22 protein-coding genes are annotated in these 20092 nt (G+C 72.7%); 12 read left to right on the forward strand and 10 right to left on the reverse strand.

The window, feature by feature from the left end:
* The first annotated feature begins 129 nt into the window (after positions 1-129).
* The 5 genes from VSH64_RS00280 to VSH64_RS00300 all read left to right on the forward strand — a co-directional run bounded on the left by VSH64_RS00280 (position 130) and on the right by VSH64_RS00300 (position 5112).
* Positions 130-2340, forward strand: coding sequence for a bifunctional SulP family inorganic anion transporter/carbonic anhydrase (locus VSH64_RS00280; protein ID WP_326569530.1), 2211 nt, complete (start codon positions 130-132; stop codon positions 2338-2340).
* A gap of 57 nt (positions 2341-2397) precedes the next feature.
* Entirely contained in the window at positions 2398-3117 is a 720-nt protein-coding gene (bioD, locus tag VSH64_RS00285; RefSeq protein ID WP_326837859.1) for a dethiobiotin synthase, read from the forward strand.
* Between the two features lie 94 nt (positions 3118-3211).
* Positions 3212-4234, forward strand: a complete 1023-nt coding sequence (bioB, locus tag VSH64_RS00290; protein WP_407655665.1) for a biotin synthase BioB — start codon at positions 3212-3214, stop codon at positions 4232-4234.
* Positions 4221-4451: a biotin synthase auxiliary protein BsaP gene (gene bsaP / locus VSH64_RS00295; RefSeq protein ID WP_326569532.1), complete on the forward strand. Its 231-nt coding sequence runs from the start codon at positions 4221-4223 to the stop codon at positions 4449-4451. The genes bioB and bsaP overlap by 14 nt, the downstream gene beginning before the upstream one ends.
* 157 nt (positions 4452-4608) lie before the next feature.
* On the forward strand, positions 4609-5112 hold the full coding sequence (locus VSH64_RS00300) for a DUF2567 domain-containing protein (protein WP_456062089.1): 504 nt from the start codon (positions 4609-4611) through the stop codon (positions 5110-5112).
* Positions 5113-5226: 114 nt separating this feature from the next.
* Here VSH64_RS00300 and VSH64_RS00305 read toward each other — a convergent pair whose 3' ends face one another.
* Together VSH64_RS00305 and VSH64_RS00310 are read right to left on the reverse strand one after the other, a co-directional pair.
* Positions 5227-5949, reverse strand: coding sequence for an LON peptidase substrate-binding domain-containing protein (locus tag VSH64_RS00305; protein WP_326569533.1), 723 nt, complete (start codon positions 5947-5949; stop codon positions 5227-5229).
* Between the two features lie 39 nt (positions 5950-5988).
* A complete protein-coding gene (locus VSH64_RS00310; RefSeq protein ID WP_326837860.1) occupies positions 5989-6624 on the reverse strand; it encodes an NUDIX hydrolase in 636 nt (211 codons plus the stop codon).
* A 113-nt stretch (positions 6625-6737) separates the two neighbouring features.
* On the opposite strand from VSH64_RS00310, the gene nadA reads away from it, so the two are divergent.
* The 5 genes from nadA to VSH64_RS00335 all read left to right on the forward strand — a co-directional run bounded on the left by nadA (position 6738) and on the right by VSH64_RS00335 (position 11897).
* Entirely contained in the window at positions 6738-7763 is a 1026-nt protein-coding gene (gene nadA, locus VSH64_RS00315; protein WP_326569534.1) for a quinolinate synthase NadA, read from the forward strand.
* Positions 7760-9400, forward strand: a complete 1641-nt coding sequence (locus VSH64_RS00320) for an L-aspartate oxidase (protein WP_326569535.1) — start codon at positions 7760-7762, stop codon at positions 9398-9400. Before nadA ends, VSH64_RS00320 begins: the two co-directional genes overlap by 4 nt.
* Positions 9397-10296, forward strand: a complete 900-nt coding sequence (gene nadC / locus VSH64_RS00325; protein WP_326569536.1) for a carboxylating nicotinate-nucleotide diphosphorylase — start codon at positions 9397-9399, stop codon at positions 10294-10296. Before VSH64_RS00320 ends, nadC begins: the two co-directional genes overlap by 4 nt.
* 72 nt (positions 10297-10368) lie before the next feature.
* On the forward strand, positions 10369-11532 hold the full coding sequence (locus VSH64_RS00330) for a S8 family serine peptidase (protein WP_407655620.1): 1164 nt from the start codon (positions 10369-10371) through the stop codon (positions 11530-11532).
* A complete protein-coding gene (locus tag VSH64_RS00335; protein ID WP_326569537.1) occupies positions 11529-11897 on the forward strand; it encodes a hypothetical protein in 369 nt (122 codons plus the stop codon). The genes VSH64_RS00330 and VSH64_RS00335 overlap by 4 nt, the downstream gene beginning before the upstream one ends.
* A gap of 24 nt (positions 11898-11921) precedes the next feature.
* On the opposite strand, the gene VSH64_RS00340 is transcribed toward VSH64_RS00335, so the two are convergent.
* The 6 genes from VSH64_RS00340 to VSH64_RS00365 form a co-directional block, all read right to left on the reverse strand.
* Positions 11922-12284: a hypothetical protein gene (locus tag VSH64_RS00340; RefSeq protein ID WP_326569538.1), complete on the reverse strand. Its 363-nt coding sequence runs from the start codon at positions 12282-12284 to the stop codon at positions 11922-11924.
* A complete protein-coding gene (locus VSH64_RS00345) occupies positions 12281-13582 on the reverse strand; it encodes an alpha/beta hydrolase (RefSeq protein ID WP_326569539.1) in 1302 nt (433 codons plus the stop codon). The genes VSH64_RS00340 and VSH64_RS00345 overlap by 4 nt, the downstream gene beginning before the upstream one ends.
* A gap of 16 nt (positions 13583-13598) precedes the next feature.
* A complete protein-coding gene (locus VSH64_RS00350) occupies positions 13599-14900 on the reverse strand; it encodes a WXG100 family type VII secretion target (RefSeq protein WP_326569540.1) in 1302 nt (433 codons plus the stop codon).
* Positions 14897-15310 (reverse strand): hypothetical protein, encoded by a 414-nt coding sequence (locus VSH64_RS00355; protein WP_326569541.1) that lies wholly within the window; start codon positions 15308-15310, stop codon positions 14897-14899. The genes VSH64_RS00350 and VSH64_RS00355 overlap by 4 nt, the downstream gene beginning before the upstream one ends.
* Before the next feature lie 97 nt (positions 15311-15407).
* Entirely contained in the window at positions 15408-15707 is a 300-nt protein-coding gene (locus tag VSH64_RS00360; RefSeq protein WP_326569542.1) for a WXG100 family type VII secretion target, read from the reverse strand.
* Positions 15708-15728: 21 nt separating this feature from the next.
* Positions 15729-16073 carry a WXG100 family type VII secretion target gene (locus tag VSH64_RS00365; protein ID WP_326569543.1) on the reverse strand — a complete coding sequence of 115 codons (345 nt, stop codon included), beginning with the start codon at positions 16071-16073 and terminating at the stop codon, positions 15729-15731.
* Positions 16074-16298: 225 nt separating this feature from the next.
* Here VSH64_RS00365 and VSH64_RS00370 point away from each other — a divergent pair, with 225 nt between their 5' ends.
* On the forward strand, positions 16299-17270 hold the full coding sequence (locus VSH64_RS00370; protein ID WP_326569544.1) for a hypothetical protein: 972 nt from the start codon (positions 16299-16301) through the stop codon (positions 17268-17270).
* 23 nt (positions 17271-17293) lie between these two features.
* On the forward strand, positions 17294-18715 hold the full coding sequence (locus VSH64_RS00375) for a class I adenylate-forming enzyme family protein (RefSeq protein WP_326569545.1): 1422 nt from the start codon (positions 17294-17296) through the stop codon (positions 18713-18715).
* On the opposite strand, the gene VSH64_RS00380 is transcribed toward VSH64_RS00375, so the two are convergent.
* On the reverse strand, positions 18712-19194 hold the full coding sequence (locus VSH64_RS00380) for a nucleotidyltransferase domain-containing protein (protein WP_326569546.1): 483 nt from the start codon (positions 19192-19194) through the stop codon (positions 18712-18714). The genes VSH64_RS00375 and VSH64_RS00380 overlap by 4 nt on opposite strands.
* A 105-nt stretch (positions 19195-19299) precedes the next feature.
* Complete coding sequence (locus tag VSH64_RS00385) at positions 19300-20007, reverse strand: S1 family peptidase (RefSeq protein WP_326569547.1); 708 nt, start codon at positions 20005-20007, stop codon at positions 19300-19302.
* Between the last annotated feature and the right edge of the window lie 85 nt (positions 20008-20092).

The following is a 20092-nucleotide window of genomic DNA, read 5'->3' on the forward strand; positions in this document are numbered from 1 at the left end:
GGCCGGCGCGGCGCCATCCCTCCGCGCCGGCCCGCGGGCGCAACCCGAAAGTGGGGTGTGCGATAAAAATTCATGCCATCAGGTGGGACATAGCGGATATTTCACCCACAATCGGGTTACCTGGTGATCATGAGCCGACTAGCCGTGCTTCGCCACGACGTGCCCGCTTCGCTCGTGGTCTTCCTCGTCGCCGTGCCGCTGTCGCTGGGCATCGCGCTCGCCTCCGGGGCGCCGATCGTCGCGGGGCTGATCGCCGCCGTGATCGGGGGTGTGGTCGCCGGGGCGCTCGGCGGCTCTCCCTTGCAGGTCAGCGGGCCCGCGGCCGGGCTCACGGTGGTGATGGCCGAGACGATCGCCACCTTCGGCTGGGCCGTCACGTGCCTGATCACCGTGCTCGCCGGGGCGTTGCAGGTGCTGCTGGGCCTCAGCCGCATCGCGCGCGCCGCGCTGGCGATCTCGCCGGCCATCGTCCACGGGATGCTCGCGGGCATCGGCGTCACGATCGTGCTGGGCCAGCTGCACGTGGTGCTCGGCGGCAAGGCGCAGAGCTCGGCGCTGGCCAACATCGCCGAGCTGCCCGCGCAGATCGTGGCCCACCACGACGCCGCGGCCGTGATCGGCCTGCTCACGATCGCACTCCTCGTGGCGTGGCCGCGGCTGCCCGCCGCCGTGCGCAAGGTGCCGGGGCCGCTCGCGGCCATCGCGGTGGCCACCGTGGTCTCGCTGGTCGCGGGGATGACGCTGCCGCGCGTGGAGCTGCCCGGCGACCTGCTGCAGATCCGCTTCGCGCCGCAGCTGCCCGGCGACGGCTGGACCGACGTCGCGCTCGCGGCGGTGACCATCGCGTTGATCGCGAGCGTCGAGAGCCTGCTCTCGGCCGTCGCCGTGGACAAGCTGCACACCGGGCCGCGGGCGAACCTCGACCGCGAGCTGGTGGGTCAGGGCGCGGCCAACCTCGTGTCCGGCGCGCTCGGCGGGCTGCCGGTGACCGGCGTGATCGTGCGCAGCTCGACGAACGTGGCCGCCGGCGCCCAGTCCCGCGCGTCCGCGGTGCTGCACGGTGTGTGGGTGCTGGTGTTCGTGGTGGCGGTCGCGGGCCTGATCGAGAACATCCCGCTGGCCGCGCTCGCCGGCCTGCTCGTGCACGTCGGCGTGAAGCTCGTGAACCCCGGCCACCTCAGGCAGGTGCTGCGCCACGGCGACCTGGCGCTCTACCTCGTGACGCTCGCCGGGGTGGTGGTGTTCGACCTGCTCACAGGCGTGCTCGCCGGCATCGCGCTGGCCGTGGTGCTGATGCTGCGCCGCACCGTGTGGTCCGGCGTGCACGTGGAGCGCGACGGCGAGCAGTGGCGCGTGGTGGTGGAAGGCGTGCTCACGTTCCTGTCCGTGCCGCGGCTGTCGAAGGTGCTCGCCACCGTGCCGGCCGGCTCGGTCGTGACGCTCGAGCTCGTGGCCGACTACCTCGACCACGCCGCCTTCGAGAGCCTCACCGGCTGGCAGCAGGCGCACGAACGGGCCGGGGGCACCGTGGTCGTGGACGAGGTCGGTCACCCGTGGTTCGGCAAGGGCAAGGAAGGCCGGCCGACGCTGCGGCGCACGGCGGCCGCGCGCGGGGTGCCGCGCTGGCTCGCGCCGTGGTCGGACTGGCAGGCGGTCGACGTGCGGCTGCCCGGCCAGCGCACCCACCGTGGGGCCACGGAGTTCCAGCGCCGGGCCGCGCCGCTGCTGAAGGAGACGCTCTCGGGCCTCGCCGACGGCCAGCGCCCGCACACGCTGTTCATCACCTGCGGCGATTCGCGGATCGTGCCCAACCTGATCACCACGTCGGGGCCTGGCGACCTGTTCACCGTGCGCAACATCGGCAACCTCGTGCCGCCCGCGCAGGCCGACCCGTCGATGAACGCGGCCGTCGAGTACGCGGTCGGGGTGCTGCACGTGCGCGAGATCGTGGTGTGCGGGCACTCGTCGTGCGGCGCGATGGGCGCGCTCGCCGACGGGCCACCGGCGGGCACGGCGCTGGCCGGTTGGCTGCACCACGCGGAGCCGAGCCGACGCCGACCGGGCCCGGTCACGCTGGACGGTGCGAAGCCGGCGCGGGAACCCGACCGGCTGGCGCTGCACAACGTGCTCCAGCAGCTCGACCACCTGCGCGCGTACCCGCTGGTCGCCGAGGCCGAAGCGCGCGGCGAGCTGGTGCTCACCGGCCTGTACTTCGACGTCGGCGCGGCGCAGGTGTACCTGTCCGACCCGGTGGCCGGGGCGTTCGTGGCCGCGGGGACTTCGGTCGGTCCGACTGCGGGTCCCGTGATGGGCCCGGCGGTGGCCCCACATCGTGGGTGATCCCACCCGGACGTGGTGCGCACCCGGTGCGGGTGACTAAGTTGATGGCCCGTGACCATGCTGGTGATGACGGGGACCGGGACCGAGGTCGGCAAGACGATCACCACCGCGGCGATCGCGGCGCTGGCGCTCGGGCAAGGGCAGCGCGTGGCGGTGCTCAAACCGGCCCAGACCGGGGTGGTGCCGGGCGAGGCCGGTGACCTCGACGAGGTCGTGCGGCTGGCCGGCAAGGGCGTGACCACGCGCGAGCTGCGGCGCTACCCGGATCCGCTCTCGCCCGAGGCGGCGGCGCGGCGCAGTGGCCTGCCGACGCTGGGCCCCGGCGAGATCGCGGCCGCGGCGTCGGCGCTCGACGCCGACCACGACCTCACGCTCGTGGAAGGCGCCGGCGGCCTGCTCGTGCGCTTCGACGCCGACGGCAGCGGGCTCGCCGACGTCGCCTGGGCGCTGGGCGCGCCGATCGTGATCGTCGCCCAGCCGGGCCTCGGCACGCTCAACGCGACGGCCCTGACCGCCGAGGTCGCCACGCGGCGCGGGCTCAACGTGGCGGGTGTGGTGGTGGGCGCGTGGCCGGCCGAGCCGGATCTCGCGTCCGTGGAAAACCTCCACGACCTGCCGAACGCGGCAGGGGCACCCCTGCTCGGGGTGCTGCCCGGGGGGCTGGGCGCGGCCGATCACGATACGTTCGTCGAACGGGCGCGCGCCGGGCTCTCGCCGTGGTTCGGCGGGGAGTTCGACCCCGAGGCTTTCACCCGGGGCGCTTCCGTGAACAAGTGACGGGTGTCGCAGCCCGCGCGGCGGGCTCTCGGGCACCATGGCTCCAGAGTGCGCCCGTGCAGAAGTTCGACAGACAGGAGACGTCGTGACCGCAGTGGCGGGAAAGTCGGCCCAGGACACTTCGGACGTACTGGCCGTCGCGCGCGAGCAGGTGCTCGAGCGCGGGGTCGGGTTGTCCGAGGAGCAGGTGCTGGCCGTGCTCCGGCTCCCTGACGAACGGCTCAGTGAGGCCCTCCAGCTCGCGCACGAGGTGCGCATGCGCTGGTGCGGCCCCGAGGTCGAGGTCGAGGGCATCGTGAGCCTCAAGACCGGCGGTTGCCCCGAAGACTGTCACTTCTGCTCGCAGTCGGGCCGCTTCCCCTCGCCGGTGCGCTCGGCGTGGCTCGACATCCCGGGCCTGGTCAAGGCCGCGCGCCAGACCGCCGAGACGGGTGCCACGGAGTTCTGCATCGTCGCCGCCGTGCGCGGCCCGGACAAGCGGCTGCTGTCGCAGGTCCGCGAGGGTGTGCAGGCGATCCGCGCCGACGGCAACGACATCCAGATCGCCTGCTCGCTCGGCATGCTCACGCAGGAGCAGGTGGACGAGCTCGTCGACATGGGCGTGCACCGCTACAACCACAACCTCGAGACGGCGCGCTCGCACTTCCCCGACGTGGTGACCACGCACTCGTGGGAAGAGCGCTGGGACACCCTGCGGATGGTCGCCGAGGCCGGCATGGAGGTCTGCTGCGGCGGGATCATCGGCATGGGGGAGACGGTGGAGCAGCGCGCGGAGTTCGCGGTGCAGCTGGCCGAGCTGAACCCGCACGAGGTGCCGATGAACTTCCTCATCCCGCAGCCCGGCACGCCGTACGAGAACTTCGAGATCGTGGAGGGCAAGGACGCGCTGCGCACGGTCGCGGCGTTCCGCCTCGCGATGCCGCGCACGATGCTGCGCTTCGCCGGCGGCCGTGAGCTCACCCTGGGCGACCTGGGTGCCGAGCAGGGCATGCTGGGCGGCGTGAACGCGATCATCGTGGGCAACTACCTCACGAACCTCGGCCGGCCCGCGAGCGCGGACCTGAAGATGCTCGACGAGCTGAAGATGCCGGTCAAGGCCCTCAGTGACAGCCTCTGACACCTCGTCCGACGCGGTGGCCGAGGCGCCCGCCTATTGCGTCCACTGTGGACAGCCGTCGCCCGGCGGCGCGGATCACGACGCCTGCCACAACCCGCGCACGGCGCTGGAACCACCGCGGTTCTGCGTGGTCTGCGCCCGCCGGATGGTGGTCCAGGTGACGCCCGTCGGGTGGACGGCGAGGTGCAGCCGCCACGGCGAGACCGCCAGTGGTTGACCGCGGGTGCTGACCGGTTACGCTCGGTCCGCACAAACGCAGGGGAGGGAGTCCGGGGTGGTCGATTCCGCGGGCAAGGCAGCACACCGGTCGTCCGCAGTCGGTGACGCCTGGTCGGTGCCGAACCTCTTCCCCGCACCGCGCGCGGCCGAAGGTCGTGGTGAAAGCGGACCTGCTGCCGGCGGTGAGCGTGCTGTCCACGGCGGGCCTGCTCGGCATCCCGCTGGGCTGGCTGTGGTCGCTGCTGGCCCCGGCGCAGCGGATGCGCGTGATCAGCGCCCAGGACGCGCCGGTGCCGCTCGAGCTCGAGAGCTGGCACCGCTTCGACGACCTGGCGATCTACGGCTTCCTGGCGCTCGCCACGGGCCTGCTGATCGGCGTGGTCGTGTGGCTCATGCGTGAACGCCGCGGCCCGGTCGTGTTCCTGGCCGCCGCCGCGGGCGCCGCGCTGGCCGGCTGGCTCGGCACGCAGGTCGGGGCCGCGTTCGTGAACGGGAAGTACGCGATCGACACCCCGCCCGCGCTCGGCGCGGTGATCACGCAGGCGCCGCAGCTGGAGTCCGGGTGGATCTGGCTGGCCGCACCGCTGGTCACTTCGCTGGTGTACGCGCTGCTGGCGGCGTGGAACGGCCGGGAGGACCTGGGGCGTCGGCTCGGCTGACAGCCTGGCTTGACTGCTGTGGCCTGGGTGCTGCGGTGACAGGTTAAGGGCGCCTTCACGGAAGCAGAGTGCGTCCCTCACCGAGCTGAGGGGCAACCAGGCCCGGGCCGGCGCTCAGTTCAGGTTCGACGGCTCCGAGTAGTCCGCGAACTCCGTCGGCGGCAACGGCACCGCGCTGAGCGTGTCCAGGAACCACGTCTCCCGCGTGAGCAGCCGGCAGACGATGCGCAGGCGGCGCAGCGGATGAGTCTCCTCCAGCAGCAGCTGGCGGTCCTCCAGTGGCAGCAGACAGTCGGCGGCGAGCTGGTAGGCGAGCTCGGTGAGGTCGGCGTCGTCGTCCGGGGTCGTCCAGTCGTCGTCGTGCCAGGCGGCTTCGCAGTAGCGGCGGTGGGCCGCGCGGGCGACGTCGCCGAGGCGTTGCGCGGGCTCGGCGGCGCTGGCGGGCACGGCGTCGTCGGGCAGCCAGTCGACCGTGCCGATCAGGTACGGCGCCGACGTGCAGTCGAGCTCCCGCAGGCGGAAGCGGCGGGCGGCCTTGGTCACCACGTCGAAGCGGCCGTCGGGCAGCTGCTTGGCCTCGCGCAGCACCGTGCTGCAGCCCACGTCGTAGACATGGTCCAGACCACTCACCTCACGGACGAGCGGCGCGCGCAGCGCGACCACGCCGAACTCGCGCCCCGGCACCGAGCCGCCCACCAGATCGGCGGTGAGCTGCCGGTAGCGCGGCTCGAAGATGTGCAACGGCAGGTGTGTTCCGGGAAGCAGCACGGTCTGCAGCGGGAACAACGGCAGTGTCGTCGTCCCGCTGGGGTTGCGCTCCTGATCCGGCTCGGTCACGCGTCCACCGTACGGGTAGCGGGGCACGCTCGCAGTCCATCACCTTTTCGGCGGCGGCTTGAGGACGGCGAACGGGTCCGTGATCTGCATCCCTTTGCCCGCGAAGGAGAACAGCGCCGCCGGGCGGCCGCCGGTCCGACCGGGTGAAGCGGTGTCGCCGGTGGGCACGAGGAGTCCCCGGCGCGAGAGCACGCGCTGCAGGTTCGTGGCCGACACGCGGTAGCCCAGCGCGGCCGAGTAGAGCCCGCGCAGCGCGGAGATGGTGAACTGCGCGGGCGCGAGCGCGAACCCGAGGTTGGTGTAGCTCAGCTTCGAGCGCAGCCGGTCGCGGGCGCGCAGCACGATCGCCTCGTGGTCGAACGCCGTGCGCGGCAGCGCGGTCACGTCGTGCCACTGCGTGTCCTCGGGCACCTCGGGGTCGACGTCCGAGGGCACGAGCCCGAGGAACGCCGTGGCCACCACGCGTGGGCCGGGCACGCGGTCGGGCGCGCTGAACACCGCGAGCTGCTCCACGTGCTTGAGCCGCCGCACGTCCACCTTCTCGGCAAGCTGGCGGCGGATCGACGTCTCCACGTCCTCGTCGGCCCGCAGCCGGCCGCCCGGCAGCGACCACCGGCCCAGGTGCGGGTCGAGCGCGCGCCGCCAGAGGAGCACGCGCAGTGTGTCCGAGCGCACTTGCAGGACGGCGCACAGAACCTCGTGGGCCAGGGGGGTCTGGGTGTTAAGATGACTCCGCACGGTTTTCGATTATAAGGCGAAAACCCGTCGACGGTCCAGGAGGGCCTGACATGACCACCACGCTTGAATCGGACGCCGCCGAGCAGGACCTGACCCCGTACGGCGGGGTCGAGGCGAACGCGGACTGGGCGGAGGAGGTGCGCGAGCTCGCGCGCAAGCGCGACGCGGTGCTGCTGGCGCACAACTACCAGGTCCCGGAGATCCAGGACATCGCCGACTTCACCGGCGACTCCCTCGCGCTCAGCCGCATCGCGGCGAGCAGCGACGCGTCCACGATCGTCTTCTGCGGCGTGCACTTCATGGCCGAGACCGCGAAGATCCTGGCTCCGCAGAAGACGGTGCTGATCCCCGACGCGCGGGCCGGCTGCTCGCTCGCCGACTCGATCACCGGCGCCCAGCTGCGGGAGTGGAAGGCCGAGCACCCGGGCGCGGTGGTGGTGTCGTACGTGAACACCACCGCCGAGGTGAAGGCCGAGACCGACATCTGCTGCACGTCGTCCAACGCGGTCGACGTGGTGGCCTCGATCCCCGCCGACCAGGAAGTTCTCTTCCTGCCCGACCAGTTCCTCGGCGCGCACGTGAAGCGCACGCTGGGCCGGGAGAACATGCGCGTGTGGGCGGGGGAGTGCCACGTGCACGCCGGCATCAACGGGGCCGAGCTCGCCGAGCGCGCGGCGGAGAACCCCGATGCCGACCTGTTCATCCACCCCGAGTGCGGCTGCGCCACCTCGGCGCTCTACCTCGCGGGCGAGGGCACGGTGGCGCCGGAGCGCGTGAAGATCCTGTCCACCGGCGACATGGTGCACGCGGCGCGCGACACCAAGGCCAAGTCGGTGCTGGTGGCGACCGAGATCGGCATGATCCACCAGCTGCGCAAGGCGGCGCCGGAGATCGACTTCCGCGCGGTGAACGACCGGGCCTCCTGCCGCTACATGAAGATGATCACGCCGGCCGCGCTGCTGCGGAGCCTGCGCGAAGGCGCCGACGAGGTCCACGTGGACCTCGAGACCGCGGCCCGCGCGCGTGCCTCGGTGCAGCGCATGATCGAAATCGGGCAGCCCGGCGGCGGCGAATGACCACGCCGGTTAACGCTTCACAGACGAAAACCCCGGTCTGGGAAGCGCGCGCGGACCTGGTGGTGGTGGGCAGCGGGGTGGCCGGGCTGACGGCCGCGCTGCGGGCGCAGGAGCTCGGGCTCCACGTGCTCGTGGTGACCAAGGCGGCGGTGTCCGACGGCAACACGCGCTGGGCCCAGGGCGGCGTCGCGGTGGTGCTGGAAGCCGAGCACGACCCCGGCGATTCGGTCGCGAAGCACGCCGAAGACACCTTCACCGCCGGCGCCGGTCTGTGCGACGAAGACGCGGCTCGCTCGATCATCGACGGCGGCCCCGCGGCCGTCGCCCGGCTGAGGGCCGGCGGTGCCCAGTTCGACGCCGGGTCCGAAGGCCTGGCGCGCACCCGCGAAGGCGGCCACAGCGCGTTCCGCGTGATCCACGCGGGAGGCGACGCGACGGGCGCCGAGGTCGAGCGCTCGCTGGTGGCGCGAGCCGGCGACCGGCGCGTGCCCGTGCTGCAGCACCACCTCGCGGTCGACGCGCTGCTCACGCCGCTGGGCGAGGTGGCGGGCGTGACCGTGCTCGACCGCGACGGCGCGCCCGGGGTGGTGCGGGCTTCGGCCGTGCTCCTGGCCAGCGGCGGGTTCGGTCAGCTCTACCAGGCCACGTCGAACCCGGAGATCGCGACCGGCGACGGGTTCGCGCTCGCGCTGCGGGCCGGCGCGACCGTGGCCGACGTCGAGTTCGTGCAGTTCCACCCCACGGTGCTCTACACGCCCGGCGCGCGCGGCCGCTGTCCGCTCGTGACCGAGGCCGTGCGCGGTGAAGGCGCCACGCTCGTGGACGGCGCCGGCCGGTCGGTGATGGCCGGGGTGCACCCGCTGGGCGACCTGGCCCCACGCGACGTCGTGGCGGCCGCGATCACCCGACGGATGGGGCTGGCGCCCGGGGGGATCGACGACCACGTGTTCCTCGACGCCACCGGCATTTCCGGCTTCTCGAAGCGGTTTCCGACCGTGCACGCGGCGTGCGCGGTGCTGGGCCTCGACCCGGCCGTGGACGCCATCCCGGTCACGCCCGCCGCGCACTTCGCGTGCGGTGGCGTGGTGACCACTGTGGACGGCCGCTCGAGCGTGACCGGGCTCTACGCGGCGGGCGAGGTGGCCCGCACCGGGCTGCACGGAGCCAACCGGCTGGCGTCCAACAGCCTGCTCGAAGGCCTCGTGGTGGGTCACCGCGTGGCCGAGGCCGTGGCCGCGGACCTGGCGGCCGGCGTGCTGCCGGATCCCTCACGCGGCCGGCTGCCCTCGCGCACGTCGGCACCGGCGGCCGACCGCGACGCGCTGCAGCGCGTGATGAGCCGGTACGCCGCGATCGGCCGCGACGCCGACGGCCTGGCGGCGGCGGGTTCCGTGCTCGACCTGTCCACGCAGGACAGTCCGCTGTGGACGCACGCGGCCGTCGAGGACGCGGCGCTCACCGTGGTGGCGCAGGCGTTGCTCGCGGCGGCGGCGCGGCGCACCGAATCGCGGGGCTGCCACGTGCGCTCCGACTTCCCCACGCGGGCCGAGAGCTGGCAGCGCAGCCAGCTGATCCGGCTCAGTCCCTCCGGCCAGCCCGTGCTGGCCGACCCGATCGCCTTGGAAGGTGCGGCATGACCGAGTTCTTCCCGTTTTCCGGCGCCGTCTCGCAGGCACTCGCCGACGCGGGCCTCGACGCGGCGGACGTGCGCCGCGTGGTGACCACCGCGCTGGAGGAGGACCTGCGCTACGGGCCGGACGCCACCACGGCGTCGACGGTGCCGGCCGACGCGCGGGCGGTGGCCGAGCTGACCCCGCGTTCGCCGGGGGTCGTCGCGGGCGTGCCCGTGGTGCTGGCGGTGTTCGACGCGGTGCTGGGCAGCGACTACGAGGTGGTTTCCTCGCGGCCGGACGGGTCCCGGCTCGCGGCCCGGGAGCCGGCGTTGGTCGTGCGCGGCCCGGTGCGTGGCCTGCTCACGGCCGAGCGCACGGCGCTGAACCTCGTGTGCCGCCTCTCGGGCATCGCGACCGCCACGGCCGCCTGGGTGTCCGAAGTGGACGGCTTCGGCACGGCGATCCGCGACACCCGCAAGACGACGCCGGGACTGCGGCTGCTGGAGAAGTACGCGGTGCGCTGCGGCGGCGGCGTGAACCACCGCATGGGCCTCGGTGACGCCGTGCTGATCAAGGACAACCACGTCGTGGCCGCGGGTTCGGTCACGGCCGCGCTGGCGGCGGCGCGCGAGCTGGCGCCGGAGCTGTCGTGCGAGGTCGAGGTGGACGACCTGACGCAGTTGGAAGAAGCGCTCGCGGCCGGCGCCGATGAGGTGCTGCTGGACAACTTCACGCCCGAGCAGTGCACACAGGCGGTGGCGCGGCGCGACGCGGTGTCGCCGAAAACGCGGCTGGAATCCTCTGGTGGCCTCACCCTCGCGCGTGCTAAGGCGTACGCCGAGTCCGGTGTGGACTACTTCGCGGTGGGGGCGCTCACGCATTCCTCGCCCGCGTTGGACCTCGGGATGGACCTGCGCTGAGCCTGTTGCCGCGGCGCCCGCTCGACTAGAATCCCGTTGTCGGACAGCGAGATTCTCCGGGAGGGTGCCGCGGTGAGGTGGGCAGCCGTCGTCGCCGTGGCCGGCCTGGTGGTGGGGTCTTCGGCTGGTTTCGCGGGGTCCGCGAGCGCGGTGGGGGCGTGCGCGAACCCGTCCGGCACCTACACCGGCGCCGTGTCGTGGGGCCAGCGCCTCGTCGACCCGCAGCGCCTGTGGCCGCTGTCGCGCGGCGAAGGCCAGGTGGTGGCCGTGATCGGCACCGGCGTCGACGCGCAGAACGCGCAGTTCGCGCCCGGCCAGGTGCTCGGCGGCCCCGGCACGGCCCCGTCCGACTGCGACGGCCGCGGCACGATCGCCGCCGGCGTCGTCGCCGCACAGCCTTCCGGCGACACGACGTTCGTCGGCGTGGCCCCAGGCGCGAAGCTGCTTCCCTTGCAGTACCTGGACCCGGCGGCTTCCGGCGGCGGTGATCCCGGTGCCCTGGCGGCCGCGATGAACACGGCTCTGGACCGCGGCGCCGGCGTGCTGCTCATCGCCGTGCCCGCCGCCGCCGACAGCCCGGCCCTCGACGCGGCCGTGTCCCGCGCCCGCTCCCGCGGCGCCGTCGTGGTCTCCGCCGCGGCCGCCACGCAACAGGGCGCGCGAACCTATCCCACGGCCGTGTCCGGCGTCCTCGCCGTCGGCTCCACCAACCAGTCCGGCGCACCGGTGCAGACCGAGGGCGGCGACTACCTCGGCCTCGCCGCCCCGGGCGCCGACCTGGTCAGCACCTCCGCCGGCGCGGGCGGCACGGTCGCCCACCGCTGGCCCGTCACGGACCCCGGCCTGGCGGCCGCGTATGTGGCCGGTGTGGCGGCCCTGGTCCGCGCCGCCCACCCGGACCTCACGGGCGACCAGGTCGTCACCCGCCTCACGCTCACCGCCGCCCGTCCCGCCACCGGCGCCCACGACCCCCGCCTGGGCTGGGGCGTGGTCGACGCGTACGCCGCGGTGTCCTCGACCCTGCCGGCTTCGGTCGCCGGCCCCGGCGCGTCGGTCGCTCCGGTGGCGCTGCCCGCCGTCGTCCCGGCCCCTGCGGCGCCCACCCCCGCCTCGGACCTCCCGGCCGCCGCCCTCGCTCTCGGCGGCGTCGTCCTGGCGGCCGCCGCGGGCCTCGTCGTCGCCACCACTCGCCGCGGTCGGCGCCGCTCCTGGCGCGCCTCCCGCTTCGGGTCGTGATTCCGGTGCCCGAAGGCCGCGTCCTCGTCATCGGCTTGGACCCCACCCGGCTCGAAGGCTGGGACCCCGCTCCGGTCCAGGCCGCCATCGCGCGAGGCCAAGCGACCTTCGCCGCCCACGGCCTCGAGGCCGACCTCTGCCTGGTCGCCCCGGACGACAACCCGTTGGCCGCCATGGAATCCGCGCTGACCCGAGCCGACTACGCCTGCGTCGTGATCGGCGGCGGCATCCGCGGCTACGAACCGTTGCTGGAGCTCTTCGAGCAGGTCGTCAACCTCGTCCGCCGCCTCGCGCCCACCGCGGCCATCGCTTTCAACCGGACTCCGGAAGACACCGCGGAAGCCGCCCTGCGCTGGTTGCGCTAGTTCGGCGGCGTGCCGGCCGGTGCGTCAGGCCGGAGCCACGCAGCGGGTCGAGCCGATCACGGCCACCCCGCCGCCAGCCCGCGTGACGTGCACGGTGAAGTCCGCGCCCTCCCGGCTGAACCGCGCGATCAGTTCGCGCGGAGTGCTGCGGTCGTGCACCTGCCAGCCCGCGGCTTCCAGCGACGGCAGCACCGATTCCGCCAGCCGGTGTTCGGCGTCGCCGCGGTGGTCGAGGCGCACGCCGTACTGCCAGCACACCAGGGTGCCCGGGTGGGCGGGGTCGCAGTCGAGCTCGCCGTCGACGGTGGGCACGGCGTCGGGGCCGAAGGTGGCGGCGACGTCGTCGATCACGGCCGTGAGCTCGTGCGCGAGCAGGGAGAGGGTCATCGCTGCACTCCCGGCACCGTGGTGAGCGCGCCGCCGGTGAGGACGCCGTAGATGTTGGTCCACGAGTCCGAACCGGGCTTGAGCACGTCACTGTGGGAGGACAGGCCCCACAGTTCGTTGCCGGCCGCGTCGTTGCCGGTGGTGAGGTCCGTGACGCCGGGGAAGGTGTCGGGGTCGGCGCCGTGGCCGATGCCGGTCCATTCGGCGCCCCAGGCGTTGCCCTGGGCGAGCACGATGGGGTCGAGCGGCGCGGTCATGGAGAAGCGCTGCACGCCGGCCTGGCTCGCGGGCAGGTCGGCCGGACTCCACACGCCGTGGCCCATGCCGGCCGATTCGACGTGGAGCACGCGGTCCACCGCGAGGCCTTGGGAATCCGCCAGCCCGACGGTCGCGCCGCCGTAGCTGTGGCCGATCGCGGTGATCGTGGCGGCGCCGCCGGTCTGGGTGTCGACCTGGCCGCGCAGCTCGTCGCCGAACGTCTTGAGGTCCGGGGCCATCGTCTGCGCGTAGCTCGCGTCCGGGCCTTCGACCAGCGGGTTCTGCGGGAAGTCGCCGTCGGCCCACACGACCATCGCCGTGCGGCCCGTCGGGTCGGCGGCCACCAGGCTGCGGCCGAGGTCGGCGTAGCCCTGGAAGTTGTCCAGCCGGGTGTTCACTCCGGGCACGAACAGCCCGACGTTGCGCGTGCCCGGCTGGATCGAGCCCACGAGCTCGGCGATCCGGCCGTCGGCGGCCGGGTCGAACCGCAGGATCTGCCGGTTGTTCGCGAGGATGTCCTGGTACAGCGCGATCCGCCGCTGCGAGCGGGCGATGTCGTCGGCGTCCGCGCCGGACGATTGCAGCTGCTGCAAGTGGGTCTGCTCGGCAGTCAGCGCGTCGGACACCTTGGTGTGGTTCGCGGCGATGTCCTGAGCCCAAGTCCCGCTCGCCGCCGCGCCGACCGGACCGCTCACCGGCGGCAGCGGATCCTCCGGCAGCAGCGACCGGTACGACGCGGCCACCTGCTCGTCCGCGCGCCGGTACCCGGCGGCCGAAGCGGTGAGCCCGTTCTGCAGCACCTTCGCGCGCTGCACCTGCGCGTCGATCTTCTCGCCGATCTCGGTCAGCGTCTTCTTCAGCGTCGCGGCGCAGTCCGCCGAAGCCGACACCTGGCCGAACGCCGTGGCGGGCACCGAAATCCCCGCCACGGCCTTCTGCGCCGTCTCCACCGCGTCCGCGCGTCCGCCCAGGTCCGCCGCGGCGGAGTCGAGCTTCGCGGGAGCGACCCGGTAACCCCCGGAGTCCACTGCAGCAGTCACCGAGCCGTCCTCCCGATCAGTAGGTTTCCGGCTCTTCGCCGATCACCGACGGAGCCACGGGCGCCTGCTGGCCCCACACGTTCTCCGTCTCCACCAGCCACGCCGGGATCCGCCGGCCCGACCCCATGTCGCTGCCGCCGCCCATGCCCATCGGCATCATGGGCATCATCGGCATCGCGCTTTTCGCCGCCGCGCCCGCGGCACCGGCCGCACCGCCCGCGAGTCCACTGAGGACGTTCGACGCGCCGCCGTCGCCCGCGAGCCCGGAGTGGGCCGCCGGCACGTCGCCGCCGCCGGAAACCCCGCCACCGCCGGGGATTCCGCCGCCGTCGAGCGAAGGCGCGCCTCCACCGCCGACCGGGATTCCGCCGCCGTCCCCGCCTTCGGTGCCCGCGCCGCCGCCACCGAGCTTCGTGCCCGCCGGCTCGTCCTTCTTGTCGTCGGGGTCCTTTCCGGACGCCCACGAAGGCAGCTTCGGCATGATCGAGCCGAATCGGCCGAACGCCGCCGCCGAAGCCGCCGCGAGACCGGCGGTGAACATGTCGCCGAACAGCGGGCTGCCCGCGGTGGCCGGAGCCGAGCCCGCGACGCCCGGGGTGCCGGTGGTCGTGCCGCCGGCGGGCAGCGGGTGGGTGTCGCCGGGGGTGCCGAGCACGACACCCGGGTCGGTGAGCCCGTTGCCGGTCGCGCCGCCACCGGAGGCGCCGCCGCCCGGGGGCACGGCCGGTGTGTCGACCGCGTTGGGCGAAACGGGGATCGAGTCCTCCGCGGCGGTGTAGTTCGTGGCCAGGTTGGTCATCACCACGATCGCCTTGGCGTGGGCGGAACCCGCGGCGTTGGCGGCCTGCTGCTGCGCCTCGACGCTGGCGATCGCCTGCTGCCGCTGCTGGGCCGCGGCGGCGACGGTGGCCGGCGTCGAGTCGGGCGGCAGCAGCGGCGGGTTCACGGCCAGCGCGACCTCGCCGGGCGAGACGTCGGGCACCGAAACCGGCGGCGGCATCTGGGCCTTGGCCGTGACCAGTGCGTCGGCCGCGTCCTCGAGCATGTGCTGCATGCCCTGCGCGGTCTGGGCCACCTTGCGGATGCCGCCGACGAGGTCGGTGATCATGTGCGAGTACTGGTCGGCCGCGCCGCCGGTCCACTCACCCGAGAAGTCCGACAGCTCCTTCGACAGGTTCTCGGCCTGCTCGTGCAGCCCGATCGCGGCGGAGTTCCACTGGTCGGCCGCGGCCTGGGCGCTGCTCGGGTCGCCGGCCTGAAGCATCGCGTACAGCTGCTGGTGCGTGTACGCGGCGAAGTTCGTGTGCGCGCCGCTCATCCGTCCGTCCCCCCGGAGTTGGTCGAACCGGTGTTGGTCGAGGTACCGGACCCGAGGCCCAGCAAGGAAAGCAGCGGATCAAGCAAGCCCGTCTCGCTGCCCGACTGGTGCAGGTCGCCGGCCACCGACTGGTCGGCTTGGGCGTAACCGTCGGCGACGGTGGTGGTCACGTCCTGCGCGAACGTGATCGCGCTGCGCACCTGCTCGAGCAGCCCGCGCATCTCGGCGACGGCGGCGCGGTGGGCGTCGACGAGCGAACCGGCCTCCCCGAACTCCCCGAACAGCAGCGGGTGGTCGCCGAGCGTGGTGAGGAAGTCGTTGGGCTTGGACATCGCGTGGATCTGGGTTTCCAGCTCCCGCACGAAGTCCTTCAGCGATTCGAGGTGAACGTAGTACGACTGGTCGTGCATCGGTCCCGACCCTCTCGTGCGTATCGGACGCTGGAAAGCCGGCCGGCCGGTGCGAGCGGGGGGTTTCTCGCACCGGCCGGCCGACGCCGGGAGCGGATCAGGCGAACAGACCCTGGTTGCGGTTCTCCAGCTGCGACTGCAGGTCGTGGGCGTCGCCCACCTTGCCGCCGAACTGCGCGATGATCGCGACGATGTCGGCGGTGGCCTGCCGCAGCCGTGTCTCGGCCTGGCGGGCGGCCTCACCGGCGGAGCTGCCGGAGGCGTACCACGTCGCCGTGATCGGCTGGAGGTTCTGGTGCAGCTGCTCGAGCTGCGAGGTCAGGGCCTTGGCCTTGGCGGCCAGGGAACCCGAGCTGTACTGCAGCGCGGCGAAGTTGATTTCGACGACGTCAGCCATCTTGCCGGTCCTCTCCGTGACTCAAAGGTTGAGGCGAGGGATCACCGAAGCGCCCTCGAGGTTGTGGCCGACGCTCTGGAAGCTCTGGTGCACGTCCGAGTCGCCGGTGTTGTAGTTCGTGTGGCTCGTGTGCACGAGCTGCGACATGGTGTCGAGCTCCTTCACCGCGGCCTGCATCTTCTCCTGGAGCCGCCGCTGCAGGTCCCAGAACGCCACGGCCTGGTCACCCTTGTAGTTGCGCAGAGTCTCGGTGAGCTCCGACTCCAGGCTGGCCATGGTCGTCTTCGCGTTCGACGCGGTTTCCTCGAAGCCCTGGACGGCGCGCGTCATCGCAGCGGAATCTGCCTGGAATCCCGGACTGGACATGACGGGCCACCTCCTTCCCTCTCGCGGAAGATCCCGGTGCGCGAGAGGCTTGCCCCTGCCCGCGCGTTGTGAATGTCACGCTAGAAAATGAGAGGGTGTGGTCAAACGGCACAACTGCCGGTCGCTTTGACGGCACTATTACCTACACGGGTGGGGCGCGCCCCACCTCGGGCCCGGGGGCCGGCTCCAGTGTCCTGCGCCGGCGGCGGCGCGACGCTGGTGAGCATGGAATTCGGGGGAAAGACCGGGGAAACGACCGGGGGACGGCTGCACCGCCCGCTGCTGGTGCTGGCCGGGGCGATGGCCGTGCTTCTCGTGGTTTCGGCGCTGGGGCTGCTTTTCGATCATCGCACGCTCGTCAACGCGCCGCTGTGGGCGAAACCGTTCAAGTTCACTGTGTCGATCGGCCTCTACGCGCTCACGCTGGCGTGGCTGCTCGGGCTGCTCACGCGGTTCCGGCGCACGGGCTGGTGGCTCGGCACGGTGTTCGCCGTGGGCATCTCCACGGACCTGGCGCTGCTGGTGTGGCAGATCCTGATCCGCGACCGCCCGCTGCACTTCAACGTCGAGACGCCCGGCGACGTCCTGATCGACAACGTCCTCGCCACCGGCGCGTTCACGGCCTGGGCCGCGACGGCCGCCGTGGTCGTGCTGCTGCTGTTCCAGAAGCTGCCCGACCGCGCACTCGCGTCGGCCCTGCGTTGGGGCACGGGGTTCGCGGTGGTGGGCATGGGCCTCGCGCTGATGATGTTCTCGCCGACCCCGCCCCAGGAAGCCCTGCTCGACGCCGGCGTGCACCCGCCGATGGTCGGCGGCCACACGGTGGGCCTGCCCGACGGCGGCCCGGGGCTGCCGCTGCTCGGCTGGAGCACGGTGGGCGGCGACCTGCGGATCCCGCACTTCGTGGGCATCCACGCGATCCAGGCGCTGCCGCTGCTCGCCCTGGCTCTGGCAGCGCTCGCGCGGCGCTACCCCGTGCTGTCCTCGGACCTCGTGCGCCGGCGGCTGGTGTGGACCGGAGCCGTCGGCTACGCGGGGCTGCTGGCCCTGGTGACGTGGCAGGCGCTGCGCGGCCAGTCGATCGTCCGCCCCGACTTCTGGACGCTCTCCGCGGCGGCCGGGCTGATCGCGATCGTGGCGGCCGGCGCCGCGCTGTCCCTGCGGTCACCGAGGGTGCACGCTCTGACGGAATTCTGAGATCCGTCCGGTAAGACGACGCCATGGTCTACCCGCAGGCTCTGCTCGACGCGCTCGCCCAGAACCCGGACGCGCTCGCGTTCGAGCACGGCTCCCGCCGCCTGACGCGCGGCGAGGTGCTCGACTTGATCGGCCGGTTCGTCGCCGGGCTGCGGGCCGCCGGCGTCTCGCAGGGCGATGGCGTCGGTCTCGCCACCGGCGTGACCCCCGAGGGGTGGGCCGCGCTGATCGCCGCGCAGGTGCTGGGGTGCCGCGCCGTCGGCGTCCGGGCCGGGTTGCCGGAGGAGCACCTGCGCGCGGTGGTCGGTGACCTGGCGGTGGTGGTGACGGACTCTTCTTTTCCGGGCACTTCTGTGGAGTCCTTGCTGTCGGCGCCTTTCGAGGAGCCGGTGCCCTGCGGCCGGCCTGAGGACATCGGCTGGGTCGTGTTCACCAGCGGCAGCACGGGCCTGCCGAAGGGCGTCGCGTACAGCTTCGGGGCGCTGACCGCGCAGGGGATCGAGCACCGCGCGTCCGAGAGCCCGGCCGACCTCGCCGACCGCTACCGCCGCTTCCTGCTGTTCGGCACCCTGACCAGCGCGGTGATGATCACGCACCTGCGATCCTGCCTCCTGGCCGGCGGCACCGTGGTGATTCCCGCCGAGCTGCCCGATTTCCCGGAGATCCTGCCGCGCCTGGACATCACGGCCGCCCTCACGACCGTGCCCCGGCTGTACCGCATTCTCGACGTGCTGCGAACGTCCGAAGTGGACTTGAGCGGCGTGCGGATGCTCATGGTGGCCGGGTCGCCGGTGGCGCCGGGGTTGATGGCGGAGGCGTTTTCCCGCGTGGGTCCCGGGATGCAGCAGGCTTATGGCCAGACGGAGGCGGGGAAGCTGGCGGTGCTGACTCCTGACGATGTCGCCGCGTTCCCGTCGTCGTTGGGTTCGGTGGGTCGGCCGCTGGCGGGGGTCTCGATCTCGGTGCGTTCTTCTTCCGGTGATGCTGTGCCGGATGGCGTTTCCGGCGAGATTTTCGTCCGGACGCCGGGGCAGTTCTCGGGCTATTGGGCGAATCCGTCTTCGACTTCCTCCGTCCTGGTCGACGGCTGGGTCCGCACGCAGGACATCGGCCACTTCGACGCCGACGGCTTCCTGCACCTGACGGGCCGCACGCGGGACGTGGTGATCGTGAACGCGGTGATCCACTACACGGGGCCGATCGAGCGTGCGTTGGCTGAGGATCCTTCGGTGGACCAGGCTTATGTGGTCGCGGTTCCTGACGAGGCGACGGGGGAGCGGGCGGAGGCGTTTGTCGTCGCTGCTCCCGGCCAGGCTCCGGATCTGGCCGCGCTGCGCGCTGTGGTGGCGGGTTTTGTGGGCGAGGTGGCGGCGTCGGTGAAGGTGATCGACGAGGTGCCGGTGGCTGCGTCGGGGAAACCGGACAAGGCGGCGTTGCTGGGCTAGTCCTGTGGACCGAACACTGCGCGGAGCGCCGCGACGTCGGCGAGGTCGCGGGGCCTCGGTTCGTAGCCGTCGTGGAAGTGGAGTTGTTGTGCCACCGAGAGACACGGCACGGTGACGCCGTTGATGGTGCCGGTGGTGAAGCAGTCGGCCGGGTAGTGGAAGAGGCCGCCGGTGGTGTCGGCGGCTTGGGTGGCGGAGCCGTCGGGGCCGAAGTGCAGGGGGTGCAGGTCGAGGGTGGCGCCGTCGGGGCGGCTCAGCACGAAGCGCACGGGGCGGAGGTTCGCGGACTCGGCGAAGTCGTGCAGTGCGGCGAGGACGGTGGGTTCTTCGTCGGCGCGGTGGAGGAGGTCGAGGTCCTCGTGGTCGCGGGTTTGCCGTCCCAGCAACGCATCGATGCCCCAGCCGCCGGCGAGCCAGACGCGGGTGCCCGCGGTGTGGAGGCGGGTGAGGATGGCCAGGGCGGTCTCGGCGGTGAGCATGGCACGCGAGTGTGCCGGACGTCGGCTCGCGAGCGCACCGGATTAACACCGAGCCGCCCGCCGCGTGGAAGGACGCGGCAGGCGGCTCGACGACCGGGCCGGGCGTCAGACGCCCGCGGTCTGCTTGATCCAGTCCCGGCTCGCGGCGACACTGGCGTAGTTCTGTGTGCCGTTCTTGTCGCTGCCCGAGTTTTCGCCGGTGGAGCACACGCCGACCTGCACGCCGTCGGCGAGTTCGGGGCCGCCGGAGTCGCCGTGCCAGGAGGCGCCCGTGACGCCCTGGCTGGTGATGGCCGTGCCGTTGAAGGCGTCGGTGCCCTGGCCGGTCACCTTCACGTCGGCGGTCTTCAGCGTGTCCGAGGGCGGGTTGTTGCCCTCGGTGCGGCCCCAGGCGTAGATCTGGTTGGTGGCCCCGGTTTCCGGGTCGGCGTCGGCGAGCTTCATGAACGTCGCGTCGACGGCGGTGGACAGGTGCAGCAGCGCGATGTCCCCGTTGGGCGAGACTTTCTGCTGGTCCACGGCCGCCTCGGTGCCCTGCCCGAGCGCGACGTTGCCGACCTTCACGTGCATGCCGGGCTGGTTCAGGCAATGCTGCGCGGTGAGCACCCACTGCGCCGCGATGATCGTGCCGGAACACTCGAAGCCGCCGAAGTCCGTTGCGTCGTCCCAGAAAACCTGCGCCCCCCACGGCGCCGAGTCCACGGTCTCGCCACCGATGATCCGCGGCCCCGCCGCACTCGCCGCCGCCGCCGACACCACCCCGAACACCGCGGCGGCCCCCGCCACCACGGCCACTGCCTTCGCGAAACGCATGGGTGAACCCCTCCAGGTCGATGAAATGTTTTCACCAACGTAGGTGTCATTCGGAAACTTGATAACCTACTTCCGTCGGGTCTCG

Origin of the sequence: Amycolatopsis rhabdoformis, assembly GCF_035918295.1 — a bacterium.
In the GTDB taxonomy this organism is placed as follows: domain Bacteria; phylum Actinomycetota; class Actinomycetes; order Mycobacteriales; family Pseudonocardiaceae; genus Amycolatopsis; species Amycolatopsis rhabdoformis.

Excerpts from the sequence above, each read along its gene's own strand:
- nadA (WP_326569534.1), top strand. The coding sequence starts at position 6,738 with ATGACCACCACGCTTGAATCGGACGCCGCCGAGCAGGACCTGACCCCG.
- nadC (WP_326569536.1), top strand. The coding sequence starts at position 9,397 with ATGACCGAGTTCTTCCCGTTTTCCGGCGCCGTCTCGCAGGCACTCGCC.
- VSH64_RS00365 (WP_326569543.1), bottom strand. The coding sequence starts at position 16,073 with ATGTCCAGTCCGGGATTCCAGGCAGATTCCGCTGCGATGACGCGCGCC.
- VSH64_RS00360 (WP_326569542.1), bottom strand. The coding sequence starts at position 15,707 with ATGGCTGACGTCGTCGAAATCAACTTCGCCGCGCTGCAGTACAGCTCG.
- VSH64_RS00355 (WP_326569541.1), bottom strand. The coding sequence starts at position 15,310 with ATGCACGACCAGTCGTACTACGTTCACCTCGAATCGCTGAAGGACTTC.
- VSH64_RS00350 (WP_326569540.1), bottom strand. The coding sequence starts at position 14,900 with ATGAGCGGCGCGCACACGAACTTCGCCGCGTACACGCACCAGCAGCTG.
- bioD (WP_326837859.1), top strand. The coding sequence starts at position 2,398 with ATGCTGGTGATGACGGGGACCGGGACCGAGGTCGGCAAGACGATCACC.
- VSH64_RS00380 (WP_326569546.1), bottom strand. The coding sequence starts at position 19,194 with ATGCTCACCGCCGAGACCGCCCTGGCCATCCTCACCCGCCTCCACACC.
- VSH64_RS00340 (WP_326569538.1), bottom strand. The coding sequence starts at position 12,284 with ATGACCCTCTCCCTGCTCGCGCACGAGCTCACGGCCGTGATCGACGAC.
- VSH64_RS00385 (WP_326569547.1), bottom strand. The coding sequence starts at position 20,007 with ATGCGTTTCGCGAAGGCAGTGGCCGTGGTGGCGGGGGCCGCCGCGGTG.
- VSH64_RS00320 (WP_326569535.1), top strand. The coding sequence starts at position 7,760 with ATGACCACGCCGGTTAACGCTTCACAGACGAAAACCCCGGTCTGGGAA.
- VSH64_RS00280 (WP_326569530.1), top strand. The coding sequence starts at position 130 with ATGAGCCGACTAGCCGTGCTTCGCCACGACGTGCCCGCTTCGCTCGTG.
- VSH64_RS00370 (WP_326569544.1), top strand. The coding sequence starts at position 16,299 with ATGGAATTCGGGGGAAAGACCGGGGAAACGACCGGGGGACGGCTGCAC.
- VSH64_RS00375 (WP_326569545.1), top strand. The coding sequence starts at position 17,294 with ATGGTCTACCCGCAGGCTCTGCTCGACGCGCTCGCCCAGAACCCGGAC.